The sequence below is a fragment of the Pantoea sp. B_9 genome (assembly GCF_008632015.1).
GTDB classification, from domain to species: Bacteria; Pseudomonadota; Gammaproteobacteria; order Enterobacterales; family Enterobacteriaceae; genus Pantoea; species Pantoea dispersa.
In genome coordinates, this window is sequence record NZ_VWVL01000001.1 from 959,887 (window position 1) to 977,012 (window position 17,126).

Below are 17,126 nucleotides of genomic sequence, written 5' to 3' on the forward strand. Positions count from 1 at the left end.
CTGCTGCTCCTTAGTGCTGTGCCGCAGTGCGACTTTGCCATGCGCGGCCGAGGCGCGATTCCGCGCGGCGAAACGCATGGTTCGACAGCAGTGTCAGCAGCAGATAGCAGCCACCGCCAATCAGGTAAAAGGTGAAGTAATCGCGCGTTGAACCGGCCGCCACCTGGCTGGCGCGCATCAGCTCGACGATGCCGGTCACTGACACCAGCGCCGAATCTTTCAGGCTCATCTGCCAGACGTTGGACATCCCCGGCAGCGCGTAGCGCACAATCTGCGGGACGAGGATGCGCTGGGCGACACGCCAGCGCGGCATCCCGATGGCTACCGCCGCTTCGACTTCGCCCTTGGCCAGCGCCAGGCGCGCAGCGCGATACACTTCACCCTGATAGGATCCGGAGATGAGCCCGATAGCCAGCGCGCCAATCAGGAACGGCGGCGCTTCAATAAAGCCGTCAGCACCAAACAGCTGGCCGACCAGCGTGATCAACCCCGATCCACCGAAGTAGAACAGGTAGATCACCAGCAATTCCGGGATGCCGCGAAACACCACCGAATAGCTTTCACCCAGCCAGCGCAGCCAGCGCTGGTGCGAGAGTTTCGCCGCCGCCACGCCGGAACCGACCACGGCGCCGATCATCAGCGCCGCCAGCGACAGCAGCAGCGTGGTACCGGCGGCGCTCAGGATCAGGCGACCCCAGCCATCTGCACCAAAACTCAGCAGGCTCATCATCTTTCACCTCACTTACGGCGTTACGTCAGTTTTAAACCACTTCTCGCTCAGCTTTTTCACCGTGCCGTCCGCCAGCGCAGCGTGAATGGCGGCATCGAGTTTGGCCTTCAGATCGTTATCAGCCATGCGCACGCCCATCGCTTCGCCTTCCCCCCAAATCGGACCGCCCAGCTGCGGGCCGCTGAACGTCAGGTTGCTGTTCTCTTTTCGCGCCAGCATCGACTGCGCGAAGGTCACGTCATCAAACACCGCATCGATGCGACCTGCCTGCAGATCGAGAATCGCATCCGCCGAAGCGGTGTATTCGCGCACGTCGGCCACATCTTTGAAGTATTTATCGATAAACGGCGTATACACGGTGCCGGAGGCAATGCCGATGGTTTTGCCCTTGAGCGCCGCCTTCAGCGGGGCGATGGCCGCATTGATGGCCGCCTCGTCGTCGTGCAGTTTGATGATGTTCTTATCGGCCGGCAGCAGCGGGTTATCTTTGCTGGTAATGAAGGTCGCCGGTGTTGACGCGTACGGCGTGGTGAAGTTGACCACTTTTTTCCGGTCCGGCGTAATCACAATCGCATCCATGATGACGTCATATTTCCCGGCGTTCAGTCCGGCAATCATTCCGTCCCAGTTCTGCACCACCAGCTTGCACTGAATGCTCATGCGCTTGCAGAGATCTTCCATCAGTTCAGGTTCGAAGCCGCCCAGCTTGCCGCCCGGCAGCGTCAGGTTCCACGGCTCATAGCTGCCTTCAGTGGCGATGGTGATGGATTTCCACTCTTTAGCCTCGGCAGCCACGCCGGCCAGCATCAGGCTGGCAAACAGCGTGGTAAGGCAAAAACGGCGAAACGGGGCACGGTGTGTCATACGTCTTCTCCTGGTGGTTAACAAATCTGGCTGTCTCTGTTGGCTGATACAGCGCAAATGACATTTCATGTATATACAAGTTAGCCTGCGGCAGATCATTGTCGGCATAAGCTTTTTGTGAGCCAGCCAGAATAAATAGTCATCATTGCCGCGCGGTCTTTACTTGTACATACAAGCTAGCAAGGGCTGTGCCAGATCGGCAAAGACGGTAAACGGAGGGGATCGGCGTCAGGCGGACCGCGTCGTGCACCCTTTCAGGGCAGGGGTTGCACAGCATTGGGGAGTGAGGCAGCGGTTGTACATCCGCCACATGAGAAACGGGGTCACCGTGATGGCGACCCGCATCAATTAAACGACTTTCCCCGCCTGCAGAAACGCCTGCAGCAGCGGCTTCAGCACATGCTGCAACCGCGTGGCGCGATCCTGCTGCCAGGCAAACGGCGGCGCCTCATCCATGTAATTCTGCTGCGCCAGCTCCAGCTGCACCGCCTGCACGCCCTGCGCTGGCTGGCCGTAAGCGCGCGTGATGTAGCCGCCTTTGAAGCGTCCATTCACCACCCAGCTGTAGTCGCTTTGCGCGGCGCACACCTGCTCAATCGCCGCGATGCTGGCCGCCGAACAGCTGGCGCCATCGTTGGTGCCGATGTTCAGATCCGGCAGCTGGCCGTCGAACAGGCGCGGAATCACCGAAGCGATGGAGTGCGCATCAAACAGCAGCGCATAGCCATGTTCGGTTTTTAACCGCGCCAGCTCCTGCTGAATCTGCTGATGATAGGGCTGCCAGATAGTCTCCAGATAGCGCTGACGCGCCGCGCTGTCCGGCGTCATGCCGGGTTTGAAGGTTGGCGTGCCATCAAACAGCGTCTCCGGATAGAGCCCGGTGGTGGCCGTGCTGTACAGCGGCTGGTTGTCCGGCGGACGGTTGAGATCGATCACGAAGCGCGAGTAGTGCCCGATCAGCACGCTGGCACCGAGGTCGCGCACAAAGTCGTACAGCAGCGGAATATGCCAGTCGGTATCCGGCAGGCCGCGCGCGGCCTCGCTCAGCCCGGCGTCAACCTCCGGCGTCAGTTGGGTACCGGCATGCGGAATACTGACCAGCAGCGGCAGCTTACCGGCGGTGAAATGAAAAGGGGTCATTGCGCTTCTCCACGATAGATAACCTGGCACGGCAGTTCGCCGCCCAGCCAGTAAACCAGCTCAGCCGGGCGAGCCAGCGGCCAGTGGACAAAATTGGCTACTTTGCCTGGCTCCAGCGAGCCGTGCGTGGCCTGCAGGCCTAGCGCCTTCGCGCCCCACAGCGTGACGCCGGCCAGCGCTTCCTCCGGCGTCAGGCCAAACAGCGTACAGCCCATGTTCAGCATCAGCCGCAGCGACAGCGCCGGTGACGTGCCCGGATTGGCATCGCTGGCCAGCGCCATCGGCACGCCGTGCTGGCGGAACAGTTCGACCGGCGGACGCTGCGTCTCGCGCAGCAGATAGAACGCTCCGGGCAGCAGTACCGCCACCGTGCCATGTTCCGCCATCGCGCGCGCATCCTGCTCGGTGGCGTATTCGAGGTGATCGGCAGAGAGCGCACCATAGCGCGCCGCCAGTGCGGCACCGCCGAGTGCCGACAACTGTTCAGCGTGCAGCTTCACCGGCAGGCCGAGCGCTTTGGCGGCATCAAATACCGCGCTCACCTGCTGCGGTGACAGCGCCAGGTGTTCGCAAAACGCGTCGACCGCATCCGCCAGCCCTTCCGCTTTCACCCGCGGCAACAGGCGCTGGCAGATAATATCAATCCAGCCCTGCGGGTTATCCCTGAACTCTGGCGGGAAGCCGTGCGCCGCCAGGCAGGTGGCCTGCACATCGGCAGGCACCGACTGCGCCAGCTCGCGGATAGCGCGCAGCAGAGTGAGCTCGCTCTCTTCGTCCAGCCCGTAGCCGGATTTAATCTCCACCGTGGTAACGCCTTCGGCCAGCAGGCGATCGAGCCGCCAGCGCGCTGACGCCACCAGCTGCTGCTGGCTGGCCGCGCGCGTGGCGCGCACCGTCGACAGGATGCCGCCGCCCTGCGCGGCGATCTCCGCATAGCTCACGCCGTTGAGCCGCTGTTCGAACTCCTGGCTGCGATCGCCGCCAAACACCAGATGCGTGTGGCAATCCACCAGACCGGGCGTAATGATGCCGCCGTCAAACTGCTGCTGCCGGCGCGGGGCAAAGTCCGGTAACGCGCTGCGCGGGCCGACCCACACCAGCTCGCCGTTATCCACCGCCACGGCGCCATCCTCAATCAGGTTATAGCGACCGTCACGCATGGTGACCACATCGGCCCCCAGCCACAGGCTGTCGATCTGTTTACTTGCCATCCCACTCCCCTTTTGTCTGGCGATTTACACTGCGCCTCAAAGTATGTATATGTATATACAACTTTCCGCCATTGAGGATCAACCATGGCAGTTTATTTTGCCCCACGCGCACGGCTGGCCGACGGCTGGCAGGAAAACGTGCTGATCGCAACCGACGATCAGGGATTTATTCGCGCCCTTACCGCCGACAGTACGCCCGGTGACGCCGTGCGCCTGGCCGGCCCGGTGATTCCGGCGATGGCCAACCTGCATTCCCATGCCTTCCAGCGCGCCATGGCCGGGCTGGCGGAAGTGGCAGGCGATCCGCAGGACAGCTTCTGGACGTGGCGCGATCTGATGTACCGCATGGTGCAGCGCCTGTCGCCTGAGCAGGTCGGTGCCATCGCCACCCATCTCTACATTGATATGCTCAAGGGCGGCTACAGCCAGGTGGCGGAATTTCACTATCTGCATCACGATCCGCACGGCCAGCCCTATGCCGACGATGCGATGCTGCAACAGCTGATGCAGGCAGCACACACCGCCGGTATCGGCCAGACGCTGCTGCCGGTGCTGTACAGCTACAGCGGCTTCGGTGCGCAGCCAGCCAGCGACGGTCAGCGACGCTTTATTCAGCACACCGATGCCTATCTGCAACAGCAGCAGCGCGTCGCGCAGTGGAGCGCGCAGCAGCCGCTGATCAACCACGGCCTGTGTTTCCACTCGCTGCGCGCGGTGAGCGAAGCCCAGATGCATGAGGTGCTGGCCGCCAGCGCTGCGCATCTGCCGGTACACATTCACGTTGCTGAGCAGGAAAAAGAGGTTAATGACAGTCTGGCATGGAGCGGCGAACGGCCGGTGGCGTGGCTGTATAATCGCTTTGCCGTTGATGCGCGCTGGTGCCTGATTCATGCCACCCATCTCGATCAGCAGGAGGTGGCGCGCATGGCGGACAGCGGTGCCATTGCCGGGCTGTGTCCCACCACCGAAGCCAATCTCGGCGACGGCATCTTCCCGGCGGTGGAGTACATCGGGCGCGGCGGGCGCTGGGGCATTGGCTCCGACAGCCACGTTTCGCTCAGTGCGCTGGAGGAGCTGCGCTGGCTGGAGTATGGCCAGCGGCTGCGCGATCGTCGCCGCAACCGCATCACGCTAACCGATCAACCCTCGGTCGGCGATCTGCTGTGGCAGCAGGCGGCGCAGGGCGGCGCGCAGGCCTGTGGCATTGCCAGCGGTGAGCTGGCGGTGGGCAAACGCGCCGACTGGCTGGTGCTGGAAGAGGATGCGCTGCTGGCCAGCGTCAGTTCCGCCGCGCTGCTCAATCGCTGGCTGTTTGCCGGCAGCAGCCAGCAAATTCGTGACGTGTTTGTTGCCGGACAGCCGGTGATTCAGCAAGGCCACCACGCGGCAGAAGAAGCGGCCGCCGCTGGCTTTGCCCGGGCAATGCGGGCGCTGCAATGATCGCGCGCTTTGACTACGCGCAGCTGCCGGTCAGCCGCTGGCGCAACGGCGGCGGGGAAACGCGCGAAATTATCAGCTATCCGCCGGGCGCAGCAGAGTTCGGCTGGCGCGCCAGCATCGCCACCATCGACGCCGACGGGCCGTTCTCGCCCTTCCCCGGCGTCGATCGGGTAATTACCCTGCTTCAGGGCGATAGCGTGCTGCTGCGCTGTGAACAGGCCGAACAGCCATTGCTGCCCCATCAGCCGTGGGCCTTTCCCGGCGAATGGGCGATAGAGGCGCAGGTCAGCGGCAGCTGTCAGGACTTTAACATCATGACGCGGCGCGACGCCTGGCGCGCGGCGGTAAGCGTAGAGCAGCAGACGGTCAGCAGCCTGCATGGCGTGGCGTATGTGCTGGCCGGTACATGGCGCAGCAGTGCGGGTGAGACGCTGCAGGCGCAGCAGGGAATGTGGTGGCTGCAGGAGCAGCAGCAGCTGGTGCCGCAAACGGCAGAGGCCAGCCTGCTGTTTATCGCGCTTAGCCGTGTCCCCTGAAGCGGCCCAGCAATTTGTAGCGTGAGCCTGGATAGAGCAGGCGCGCATAGGTGACGATTTTGTTGTCGCTCCACGTCTGGCGGCGGATAAGCAGGCACGGCTCGTGCTCGTCCAGCGCCAGATGCTTACGCTGGCGCAAATCCGGCAGTACCGCTTCAACGATATGCTCACCGGCAGTCAGCGGGGCGACGCGCATCAGATAGGTATACGGCGTCAGGCTGTGGTAATCCTGGCTGAGGTAGTCAGGCGCGACCAGCGGATTGACCAGACGATCTTCCAGCTGCACCGGCAGCTCATTTTCGTAGTGCACGATCAGCGAATGATACAGCGTCTGGCCGGTGGAGAGTCCCAGCACCGCCGCCTGTTCCGGATCGGCCTTCATCTGACCTATCGAGAGAATTTTGCAGCTGTGCGTATGGCCGCGCTGGGCAATTTCATCGGCGATGTTATGCACTTCCAGCATTGCGGTGTAGCCCTTCATCTCCGCGACAAAGGTCCCGACGCCCTGCATGCGCACCAGAAACCCTTCGCTGGTGAGTTCGCGCAGCGCACGGTTGATGGTCATGCGGCTGACGCCCAGTTCATTGACCAGCTCGCTCTCCGACGGCACCCGCTGGTTGGCTTTCCAGTGACCTTCCCGGATCTGGCTGACGATTGCCTGCTTAACGCGCTGGTAAATGGGCGCGGGTTCATCCCCCATCGCTGCCGCCAGCTGTGCGATTGCCGTTTGCTCCGCCATTTCCTGTTCCTTTTCCGAATGATGTGTGAAGTTTACTGTCTCGCCGCCTAAATGTATATACATCCAATGGTGCATAGCCTGCTTGCGTGGTGCAGTTGCCGCCCGCTTTTGGTGCAGCGTACCAGGCTGGAGGTTGCCGCGCCCGCATTGCGGCACGTTTCACAGAATACGATCAATCTGGCACAGCGCTTGCTACTTGTATAGACAAGATTAGACACTTATGCTTCACTCACAACACTTATAGCGCCCCTGGCGGATGCCATCGCAACTTACGCTCCGCCACAACGTGGCAGATCACTTGTATAGACAGGAGTAGACTATGTCAGGTTCGGTTCAGGCAATTCGCCTCGTTCCCGGTGAAGTGGACCTCGCCACCTTACGCCGTATTTATCAGGAGAAGGTGACGCTGCAGCTGGCAGAGGAAGCGCGGGCGGATATTGACCGCGCACGTGAAACCGTCGAGGCCATCGTCGCCTCCGGCAAGGTGGTGTACGGCATCAACACCGGCTTCGGCAAGCTGGCGCAAACGCAGATCCCCGCCGAACGCCTGGCGGAACTGCAGCGTAACCTGGTGCTGTCACACAGCGTCGGCCTCGGCGATCTGCTGCCGGACAACGTCACCCGCCTGGTGGTCGCCAGCAAAATCATTAGCCTGGCACGCGGCCACTCGGGCATCCGCATGGAACTGATTGACGCGCTGCTGGCGCTGTTCAACGCCGGCGTGATGCCGTGCATCCCGGCGAAGGGATCGGTTGGCGCGTCCGGCGATCTGGCGCCGCTGGCGCACCTCTCCCTGATGCTGCTCGGTGAAGGCCAGGTGCGCATTGACGGCCATCTGGTGCCTGCCAGCGAAGGCCTGGCCCGCGTCGGCCTGCAGCCGATTGTGCTGGGGCCAAAAGAGGGTCTGGCGTTGCTCAACGGCACCCAGGTCTCTACCGCGCTGGCGCTGCGTGGGCTGTTTGAAGCCGAAAATCTGTTTGCTGCCGGGCTGATGGCCGGCGCGCTGTCGCTGGAAGCAATTAAAGGCTCGGTTAAACCGTTTGATGCACGCATCCATCAGGCGCGCGGCCAGCACGGGCAGATTGCCGTCGCCGCTGCGGTAGCGACGCTGCTCGAAGGCAGCGAAATTCTCAGTTCGCACAGCAACTGCGGACGCGTGCAGGATCCCTATTCGATCCGCTGCGTACCGCAGGTGATGGGCGCCTGTCTCGATAACCTCAGCCACGCCGCGCGCGTGCTGCAGATTGAAGCCAACGCCGCTTCTGACAACCCGCTGGTCTTCAGCGACAGCGGCGACGTGATCTCCGGCGGTAACTTCCACGCCGAGCCGGTGGCCTTTGCCGCCGACATCATCGCGCTGGCGATTGCCGAAGTCGGTGCCATCTCCGAACGCCGCCTGGCGCTGCTGCTCGATACCGGCCTCTCCGGCCTGCCGCCCTTCCTGGTGCGCGACGGCGGCGTGAACTCGGGCTTCATGATTGCGCAGGTTACCGCTGCCGCGCTGGCCTCGGAGAACAAATCGCTGGCGCACCCGGGCAGCGTCGACAGCCTGCCGACCTCAGCCAATCAGGAAGATCACGTATCGATGGCTACCTACGCGGCACGCCGCCTGGGCGAGATGTGCTTCAACACCGCTGCCGTGGTCGGCATTGAAGCGATGGCGGCGGCGCAGGGCATCGACTTCCACCGCCCGCTGCAAAGCTCTGCCGCGATCGAACAGGAGATGAGCCGCATTCGTGCGCAGGTCGCCTTCCTCGATCAGGACCGTTTACTGGCGCCGGACATTGATGCCATGCGCCTGTGGGCCAGCAGTTACGTCTGGCCTGAAACCCTTACTGCGCTGCTGCCAAGCCAGCGTTCTACTGCTAATTAAGGAACCGATGATGAGCGAAACTTTGACTCAGGCTGTTGCCCGTGAAATCCGTGCGCCGCGCGGTAATGAACTGCACTGCGCCAACTGGCTGATTGAAGCGGCATACCGCATGATTCAGAACAACCTCGATCCTGACGTGGCCGAACGCCCGGAGGATCTGGTGGTGTATGGCGGAATAGGCAAAGCCGCGCGCAACTGGGCGTGCTTTGAGCAGATTCTGCGCTCGCTGCGTGCGCTGCAGCCGGAAGAGACGCTGCTGATTCAGTCCGGCAAGCCGGTCGGTGTGTTCCGCACCCATGCCGATGCGCCGCGCGTACTGCTGGCCAACTCCAACCTGGTGCCGCACTGGGCGACGTGGGATCACTTCCACGAACTGGATAAGGCCGGGCTGATGATGTATGGCCAGATGACCGCCGGTTCATGGATCTATATCGGCGCGCAGGGTATCGTGCAGGGCACCTTTGAAACCTTCGCTGAAGCCGGTCGCCAGCACTACAACAGTGACCTGACGGGCCGCTGGATCCTCACCGCCGGTCTGGGCGGCATGGGCGGCGCGCAGCCGCTGGCGGGCGTGCTGGCCGGTGCCTGCGTGCTGGCGATTGAGTGCCAGGAGTCGCGCATCGATTTCCGTCTGCGCACCCGCTACCTCGACCATAAAGCCTACAGCCTGGATGAGGCGCTGGCGCTGATCAAAGACGCCACCGAAGCCGGCCAGGCGATCTCCGTGGGTCTGCTGGGCAACGCGGCCGAGCTGGTCCCGGAACTGGTGCAGCGCGCGAAAGCGGGCGGCATGAAGCCTGACATCGTGACCGATCAGACCTCCGCGCACGACCCGATCAACGGCTATCTGCCGGTGGGCTGGGACGTGGCGCGCTGGGAAGCCGAGCGCGTCAGCAATCCGAAAGCAGTAGAGAAAGCGGCACGCGCCTCCATGGCGCAGCACGTGCAGGCGATGCTCGACTTCCACCACATGGGTGTGCCGACCGTGGATTATGGCAACAATATTCGTCAGGTAGCGCTGGATGAAGGGGTGAAAAACGCCTTTGATTTCCCGGGCTTTGTGCCGGCGTATATTCGTCCGCTGTTCTGCGAGGGCAAAGGCCCGTTCCGCTGGGTGGCGCTCTCGGGCGATGCGGAAGATATCTATAAAACCGACGCCAAACTGAAAGAGCTGTTCCCGGATCACAAAAACCTGCACCGCTGGCTGGATATGGCGCAGGAGCGCATCGCCTTCCAGGGCCTGCCGGCGCGTATTTGCTGGCTGGGGCTGGGCGAGCGTCATAAAGCGGCGCTGGCATTCAATGAGATGGTGCGCAACGGCGAGCTGAAAGCGCCGATCGTGATTGGTCGTGACCACCTCGACTGCGGCTCGGTGGCGTCACCTAACCGTGAAACCGAGGCGATGAAGGATGGCTCGGATGCGGTGTCAGACTGGCCGCTGCTGAACGCGCTGCTGAACACCGCCGGCGGAGCCACCTGGGTGAGCCTGCATCACGGCGGCGGCGTCGGTATGGGCTTCTCGCAGCATTCCGGGGTGGTGATCGTCTGTGACGGTACGGCTGAAGCGGATGCGCGCCTTGGTCGCGTACTGTGGAACGACCCGGCCACCGGCGTGATGCGTCATGCCGATGCGGGTTACGAGCTGGCGCAGACCTGCGCAGAGCAGCACGGTCTCAATTTGCCGATGCTGAAGTAGTTCCAGGTGCGCATCAATGCGCACCCTACGGGATGTTACCATGGCTGGGCAATGCCGCAATGTCGGTCTGTTAAGCCTTAACACTGCTCGCAAAGATTGCACTGTGCAAGGTCGGCATTCATGCCGACCTTGCCCCATCCCCTTATGCTAATCCGCTATAGCCTATAGCCAAATTATTCCTTTCCACGATAGACGCCCCCCACGCTTACCACTACAGTGGACACTTAACTTCCCGCGTCGGAGATTGCGCAGCTGACGCTGCTGATGGAGCCTTACCTTATGAGCCTGCCTGCTGTCCTGCTGGAAAACGCCCTCACCTGGCGTCGTCAGTTACATCAACACCCTGAACTGGGTTACCAGGAGCAGCAGACCAGCGAGCTGGTGGCCCAGGTGCTGACCGATGCCGGACTGCAGGTGTTTCGCGGCCTCGCCGGCACTGGCGTGATCGGCACGCTGGAAAACGGTCCCGGTCCGGTCATCGGGCTGCGCGCCGATATGGATGCCCTGCCGATCACCGAAAAAGGCGAGCCGCAGTGGAAATCGAGCCGGCCTGGCGTGATGCACGCCTGCGGTCACGATGGCCACACCGCGATACTGCTGGCCGCAGCCTGTCAGCTGGCCGCCACGCGTAATTTCAAAGGTACGGTACACTTCCTGTTTCAGCCGGCCGAAGAGAATCTCGGTGGTGCGCGCAAAATGGTGGAGGAAGGTCTGTTTCAGCGCTTCCCGATGGATGCCGTGTACGCGATGCACAACTGGCCGGGATTGCCGGTGGGATCGCTGGCGGTAAATCCGGGCGCGATGATGGCATCGCTGGATTCGTTTGAGATTACGCTGCACGGCAAAAGCTGCCATGCGGCGATGCCGGAAAGCGGTGCCGACCCGATGGTGGTCGCCGCCGAGCTGATTCTGGCGCTGCAAACCATCCCGTCGCGCCGCCTGTCACCGCTGGCGTCGGCGGTGGTCAGCGTCACCCAGATTCACGGTGGCGAGGCCATTAACGTCATTCCGGAGCAGATCACGCTGCGCGGTACGGTGCGATGTCTGCAGACCGACGTGCGCAATCGCGTGCGCGGTCTGATTGAAGATTTTGTCACCACCCTGCCGCGCCCATTTAGCGTCAGCGGCGAGATTCACTGGTATCCCGGCTATCCGGTTACCGCCAACCATGTCGCCCCGGCGGAGCAGGTGCGTGACGTGGCGTGCCAGCTGCTGGGTGAACAGCAGGTGCACTGGCAGGTTAACCCGTCGATGGCGTCTGAAGATTTCGCCTGCATGCTGGAAGCCTGTCCCGGCGCCTATTTCTGGCTCGGCGCTGACGGTGCCACGCCTTCAGCCCCGCTGCACAATGCCAACTATGATTTCAACGATGCGCTGCTGCCGATTGGTATTACGTTCTGGCAGCAACTGGTGGAGAGCGTACTGATTAAACGCTGATGGCGCTGCTCAGCAAGCCATTTCAGCTGCGCAGGCGTGCCCCCCTGCGCAACCGCTGCGGTGACCGCCGTCACCGCCCAGGTTTCTCGTGCATGGCCAGCCGGGCAGCCCGGTTAAATCCCCACCTGCTGTAACCGCGTTTCGGCATCGGCCATTGTTGCGGCTTCACCGGTCGCCACCAGACAGCACGCCAGCTGCAGGCGCAGCGCCTGCGGCACCGCGCGTTCACCGGCCAGCACCTGGCGGATCCACGCTGCGGTATCCTGGGCGCCTTTGCTCTCTGCTAACGCCAGCGCGACCTCTGGCTGCCGCTCGACCCACACTTCCGCTTCTGCGCCGGCACCGCGAATATAATTAATCGCCGGGCAGCGCTGCGGATTGGCATAGACCTCACCTTCAGTGCCGTTCAGCAGAATGGCCGGTGCATCGATATCCTGGAAGAATTTCCCCACGCGCGGCACATATTCCGGATGCGACACGCTCGCCAGCCGCAGCGCGGCGCGTTCGGCAAACGGCGTCGCCAGCTTGGCCAGCGTGTGCGCGCTGTTGCGCACGCCCATGCGCCAGCGCAGCGCCAGCTGTTTAGCCATTGGCGCACATAAATCATCGATGGTGATGAACGCCAGCTCGCCAGCGTCGAGTTTCGCCTGCGCCTGTTGCGCGCTGGTCACCGGCGCAATATCCAGCGCCGCCAGCACCGCTTCGCTGGTCACGCGGGTTGGGTCGTCGCTAACGCCGTGCAGCAACACCGAAAAACCGAGCTTCACCAGCAGCAGCGCCAGCAGCGGCGTCAGGTTGCCCTGGCGACGCGCGCCGTTATAGCTGGGAATGACGATGGGCATCGGACGCTGTGCCGGGGCCTGCAGCCGCATCATGCGCTGTTGCATCGCGTGGTAGAAGCCGCGCATCTCTGCTTCCCCTTCGCCTTTGATGCGCAGCGCAATCAGCACGCCACCCAGTTCGAGATCCGGCACCTCGTCCGCCAGCATCGCGCTGTAAAGCGCCACGGCAGTGTCAAAGTCGATATCGCGTGCGTGATTCTTGCCGCGGCCAATCTCTTTAATGATCTTATTCAGTTCCATCATACTTCCCGCTTCCAGGGCGCGCCGTCACCCGGCGGCCAACAATCGTGCATCCGGCTGTTGCCGCATACTCAGGATTTCTTGCTGCGCTTCGCCGGTTTGTCCGCTTCCGGCACCGGCGGTTGTTCAATCGGAAACACCGGCAGCGCGGCCAGCAGGCGGCTGCCGTAGGTTTTGCTCAGCAGCCGGCGATCGTAAATGACGATTTCACCAAAACACTGATGGCTGCGGATCAGACGCCCGACCTGCTGGATCAGCGTAAACGATGCGCTGGGTAAACTTTGTACTTCAAACGGGTAGCGTTTGAGGCTCTTCAGCCACTCCCCTTCGGTCAAAATTACCGGACTGTCCACCGGCGGAAAAGCAATTTTATGGATGTGCACCTGCGACAACAGATCGCCTTTCAAATCGAGCCCTTCGGCAAAAGATTGCAGGCCAACCAGAATGCTGCTTTGTCCGGCGGTCACCCGTTGCCGGTGAAGCTCCACCAGCCGTGAACGCGGCTGATCGCCCTGCACCAGCATCGACAGACGCAGCTCCGGCACCAGGCTGACAAACTGCTGCATCGCCCGTCCGCTGGCAAACAGCACCAGCACGCCTTTATGCTGCTGCGCCTGCATTTGCTGGCGGAAGAAGCGCGCCATCTCAGCGATGTGCTCCGCTTCATTGGCCAGCAGCGGCTCATAGCGCATTTGCGGGATGATCAGCTTGCCCTGATCGACATGGTTAAACGGCGAGTCGAGTGCCACAAAGCGGTCGCCGGCCTTTTGGTTCAGGCCGGACATCTCCTGCAGGCGATTAAAGCTGTTTAGCGAACGCAGCGTAGCCGAGGTCACCACCACGTGCGGGATTTTGCGCCACAGCAGCTTTTCCAGCTGGTCGCTGACGCGAATCCCGGCGCAGTGAAACAGCAGATGCGCCTGGCCGTCACGAATTTCACGCGTCACCCATTTCGACACCGGCGCGTTGGACGCTTTTTCCATCGCCGCCAGCCGCCACAGTTTGCTGATGGATTCAAACCAGCCGAAGTGGCGATTGAGCTGCAGGATGGCTTTGTGCAGCCGCATGATATCGGCCTTGCCGGTCTGTTCGCCCAGCTCGTTGAGCAGCCCTTCGCTCAGGCCACGCAGCGCATCACTCAGCTTAAACAGCCGCGCGCACAGGGTCAGCAGTTCTGGCGGCAGCTCACCGAGCACAAAGCGAAACTCGCCTGGCTGATTGTCGCGCGGCAGCAGAGGATTGAGCGCGTTGCACAGAGTCTGCAGCTGCTCGCGCATCTCATCACAGTGCCCTTTCAGACGCTCGGGATTGCTCAGCGGCGGCGGGGATTTCGGCCGGAACTGCGCCATGATGGTCTCCACCAGCCGCACAAACAGATCGAGCTGCAGGCTGCTCCAGCCCGGCGTGATCTCCGCGCTCATCTCCAGCGCATCACGCGCCACTTCCGGCAGATGGTGCCCTTCATCCAGCACCAGCATCAGGTGTTTGGCCGGCGGCAGCACCGACTCGTTCTCCATCGCCGCCATCACCAGCGCATGGTTCGCCACCACCACATCGGCCTGCTCGATTTCGCGTCGCGCCACAAAGAACGGGCATTCGCGATACCAGCGGCAGTGGTGTGCCAGGCAGTTCGCTTTATCAGTGGAGAGGCGCTGCCACAGGCTGTCGTCAATCGCCACGTCGCTGTGATCGCGCAGGCCATCCCACTTATAGCTGCTGAGGTCTTTCTCCAGCCGCGCGCAGAATTTCTGCTCCTCTTTCGAACCGGTCACCGCCTGTTCGTCGAGATACAGCAACAGATCACCCTGCTGATCGTCCGTGGCTGCCAGCGCGGTCAGGTTGCGCGGACAGACATAGCGCCCGCGACCAAAAGCCGCGGTGAAAGTGAGGTCAGGAATAATTTTCTTTAATAGCGGCAGATCTTTGCTGAAGATCTGATCCTGCAGCGCCACGTTGGCGGTGCTGATGACTAAACGTTTCTCTTCGGCGCGGCTGACCGCAATGCCGGGAATCAGGTAGGACAGGGTTTTGCCGACGCCGGTGGGCGCCTCAATGGCCAGATGGCGACCCTCGTCACCGGCCAGACTCTTCGCCACTTCGGCGATCATCTGGCGCTGCGGCGCGCGCGGGATAAAGTCAGGAACCTGCTGCTGCAGCGCCTTATACCATTGCGCAATCTGGCTTTTTATCGCTGCTGTCAGGGCCATAGTGAATACTGTTGGTTAAACCGGCCTGTATTTTTACACAGTATTGCCGCAGCGTCAGCTTTCGCGCTCAGTTTTTCGCGCTGGATTCAGAATTTCGCGCATCGCGCGGATCAGCGGCTCGCGCGCGCGGCCGCGCCGGAAGGCGAACGAAAACGGCGCGCGAAAGTGAAAATGGTGGGGCAGCAGGCGCAGCAACTGGCCCTGCTGCTCGCGGCTGCGCGCGTAATGCTCGGGCAAAAAGCCAATATAGCGCCCGGAGAGAATCAGCGTCAGCTGCGCTTCAATGCTCTCCACCGAGGCGGTGCTATGGCGGAAACCGCGCTTGTTCAGCTCCTGCTGGTTCCAGTAGCGCCGCGTTACCATGCCGGTCTGCTGCACGCGACGCACATCCGCATCGCCCTGCGCCAGCGCATGTTGCGGACTGCAGTACAGCCACTGCTGCTCCTCGTACAGCGGCAGCGTCACCAGATTGCTGGCGCGCAGCGGAAAGTGTCCGATGGCCAGGTCGAGCCGATCTTCCAGCACCTGCTGCTGCAGTTCGTTGGGCTCGCACACGCTGAGGGTGAGAAACACCGCCGGAAAGCGCTGATTAAAACGGGCGATAACCGCCGGCAGATCCAGCGTGCTGTCGGTGACGGTGGCGTCGACCACGCCGAGCGCAAACGTGCCGCCCTGCGCGCTTTTCAGCGTCTCCACCTGCGACTGCCAGCCGCTCAGGGTCGCCAGCATTTCCCGGGTATAGGCGTAGAACTGTTCGCCTTTGCTGGTCAGCGCAAAGCCTGCGCGCCCGCGCTGGCACAGTATAAAGCCCAGCTGGCCTTCCAGTTCGCTCATGTAGGCGCTGATGGCCGGCGTGGTCATGTTCAGCGCCTGCTGCGCACGCGAATAGCCCTGGTTTTCCACCACGCTGGCGAACACCTGCAGCAGTTTCAGATTGGGTAAGGTTGGCACCGCACTTCCTTCAGGGATTGCTGACAATAGTTAATGAATCGCTGAAGTGATTATCGGCTGACAGGGATTTTTTCTGCAAGCCGCTTTGGCGATGATGCAGTCATTCCCTGAAAAAGAGAGCTTTCGCTATGTCGCAACAAAATTTGCTGTTCCCGGCGCGCGTGCTGCGTGGTGCGGGTGTGATTAACCAGCTGGGGGCCATCTGCGCCGGGCTGGGCCAGCGGGCACTGCTGATTGGCGGCCAGCGCGCAATGCAGGCGGTGGCGACGCAGGTAAAGACGCAGCTCGACGCCGCTGGCGTCACGCTGCTGGCACCGGTGTGGTTTGGTGGCGAAACCTCGCTTAACCATATCGAACGGCTGGCGGCGTTAGCGGTTGAACAACAGGCAGAAGTGCTGATCGGTGCGGGCGGCGGCAAGGCGCTGGACACGGTTAAAGCGGTGGGCGCACAGCTCGGGCTGCCGGTGATAACCGTCCCGACGATTGCCGCCACCTGCGCTGCGGTGACCCCGCTGACCATTCGCTACGACGATAACGGCAACTTCTTTGATATCTTCCCGCTGCCACAGGCGCCGGCGGCGGTGCTCATCGACAGTGAACTGCTGGCAGCCGCCCCTGCCCGCTGGCTGGCCGCGGGCCTCGGCGATACGCTGGCTAAATGGTATGAGTTCCGGGCGGTAAGCACGCGTCATCCGGCGCGCACCGGCAATGCGCTGTCATCGCTGGCGCACAGCCAGATCTGCTATGAGGTGATCGCGGAGCACGGTCCGGCGGCTTACGCAGCGGTGCTGCGCGGTGAGAGCGGCACTTCGCTCGATCAGGTGCTGGACGCGATTTTTACCTGGGCCGGTCTGACCTCGCTGATGAGCAATGGCGCCCACGCCGCCGCTGCGCATGCCATTTACGAAGGCTTCACCTTCTGCGACAAAACGCGCGAGTTTGGTCACGGCCTGCTGGTGGGTTACGGCAATTTGTGCCTGCTGGCGCTGGAGGATCGCAGCGACGAAGAGCTGGTGGACGAGATGCGCCTGGCGCGCGACTGCGGCGTACCGTTAACGCTGGCCGAGATTGCCACGCTGGATGAGAGCGAGCTGGCGTTGATTATACGTGAGTCTGTCCATGCGCCGGATATGGCCAACATGGCCGAACCGGTCAACGAAGCGCGGTTGCGGGCGGCGATGGCGCGGATTGAAGGGCTGGCGGAACGGGTTTGATTGCGG

The 17,126-nt window shown here is 62.3% G+C and carries 14 protein-coding genes; 6 read left to right on the forward strand and 8 right to left on the reverse strand.

The annotated features are described in order from the left end of the window. Positions 1-10 precede the first annotated feature (10 nt). The 4 genes from F3I21_RS04585 to hutI all read right to left on the reverse strand — a co-directional run bounded on the left by F3I21_RS04585 (position 11) and on the right by hutI (position 3,945). Entirely contained in the window at positions 11-730 is a 720-nt protein-coding gene (locus tag F3I21_RS04585) for an ABC transporter permease (protein ID WP_150058403.1), read from the reverse strand. 12 nt (positions 731-742) lie between these two features. Beyond that, positions 743-1,594, reverse strand: coding sequence for a transporter substrate-binding domain-containing protein (locus tag F3I21_RS04590; protein WP_058769505.1), 852 nt, complete (start codon positions 1,592-1,594; stop codon positions 743-745). Between the two features lie 348 nt (positions 1,595-1,942). Next, a complete protein-coding gene (gene hutG / locus F3I21_RS04595) occupies positions 1,943-2,734 on the reverse strand; it encodes an N-formylglutamate deformylase (RefSeq protein ID WP_150058404.1) in 792 nt (263 codons plus the stop codon). Next, on the reverse strand, positions 2,731-3,945 hold the full coding sequence (hutI, locus tag F3I21_RS04600) for an imidazolonepropionase (RefSeq protein ID WP_104092738.1): 1,215 nt from the start codon (positions 3,943-3,945) through the stop codon (positions 2,731-2,733). The genes hutG and hutI overlap by 4 nt, the downstream gene beginning before the upstream one ends. 84 nt (positions 3,946-4,029) lie before the next feature. On the opposite strand from hutI, the gene F3I21_RS04605 reads away from it, so the two are divergent. Together F3I21_RS04605 and F3I21_RS04610 are read left to right on the forward strand one after the other, a co-directional pair. Then, positions 4,030-5,385 (forward strand): formimidoylglutamate deiminase, encoded by a 1,356-nt coding sequence (locus tag F3I21_RS04605; RefSeq protein ID WP_150058405.1) that lies wholly within the window; start codon positions 4,030-4,032, stop codon positions 5,383-5,385. Next, a complete protein-coding gene (locus tag F3I21_RS04610; RefSeq protein WP_150058406.1) occupies positions 5,382-5,921 on the forward strand; it encodes a HutD family protein in 540 nt (179 codons plus the stop codon). Before F3I21_RS04605 ends, F3I21_RS04610 begins: the two co-directional genes overlap by 4 nt. On the opposite strand, the gene hutC is transcribed toward F3I21_RS04610, so the two are convergent. Further along, positions 5,905-6,660 (reverse strand): histidine utilization repressor, encoded by a 756-nt coding sequence (hutC, locus tag F3I21_RS04615; RefSeq protein ID WP_021508436.1) that lies wholly within the window; start codon positions 6,658-6,660, stop codon positions 5,905-5,907. The genes F3I21_RS04610 and hutC overlap by 17 nt on opposite strands. A gap of 319 nt (positions 6,661-6,979) precedes the next feature. Here hutC and hutH point away from each other — a divergent pair, with 319 nt between their 5' ends. The 3 genes from hutH to F3I21_RS04630 all read left to right on the forward strand — a co-directional run bounded on the left by hutH (position 6,980) and on the right by F3I21_RS04630 (position 11,666). Further along, positions 6,980-8,533, forward strand: a complete 1,554-nt coding sequence (gene hutH / locus F3I21_RS04620; protein ID WP_150058407.1) for a histidine ammonia-lyase — start codon at positions 6,980-6,982, stop codon at positions 8,531-8,533. A gap of 10 nt (positions 8,534-8,543) precedes the next feature. Beyond that, positions 8,544-10,229, forward strand: coding sequence for a urocanate hydratase (gene hutU, locus F3I21_RS04625; protein ID WP_125308529.1), 1,686 nt, complete (start codon positions 8,544-8,546; stop codon positions 10,227-10,229). 279 nt (positions 10,230-10,508) lie between these two features. After that, positions 10,509-11,666, forward strand: a complete 1,158-nt coding sequence (locus F3I21_RS04630) for a M20 aminoacylase family protein (protein ID WP_150058408.1) — start codon at positions 10,509-10,511, stop codon at positions 11,664-11,666. 113 nt (positions 11,667-11,779) lie between these two features. On the opposite strand, the gene ybiB is transcribed toward F3I21_RS04630, so the two are convergent. From ybiB to F3I21_RS04645, 3 genes are all read right to left on the reverse strand, one after another. Continuing rightward, a complete protein-coding gene (gene ybiB, locus F3I21_RS04635) occupies positions 11,780-12,748 on the reverse strand; it encodes a DNA-binding protein YbiB (protein ID WP_150058568.1) in 969 nt (322 codons plus the stop codon). Positions 12,749-12,819: 71 nt separating this feature from the next. Beyond that, positions 12,820-14,955, reverse strand: coding sequence for an ATP-dependent DNA helicase DinG (dinG, locus tag F3I21_RS04640; protein ID WP_058757814.1), 2,136 nt, complete (start codon positions 14,953-14,955; stop codon positions 12,820-12,822). A gap of 54 nt (positions 14,956-15,009) precedes the next feature. Further along, complete coding sequence (locus F3I21_RS04645) at positions 15,010-15,906, reverse strand: LysR family transcriptional regulator (protein WP_136547546.1); 897 nt, start codon at positions 15,904-15,906, stop codon at positions 15,010-15,012. A gap of 128 nt (positions 15,907-16,034) precedes the next feature. Between F3I21_RS04645 and F3I21_RS04650 the strand changes: the two genes are divergently transcribed. After that, positions 16,035-17,120 (forward strand): iron-containing alcohol dehydrogenase family protein, encoded by a 1,086-nt coding sequence (locus F3I21_RS04650; protein ID WP_150058409.1) that lies wholly within the window; start codon positions 16,035-16,037, stop codon positions 17,118-17,120. Positions 17,121-17,126 lie beyond the last annotated feature (6 nt).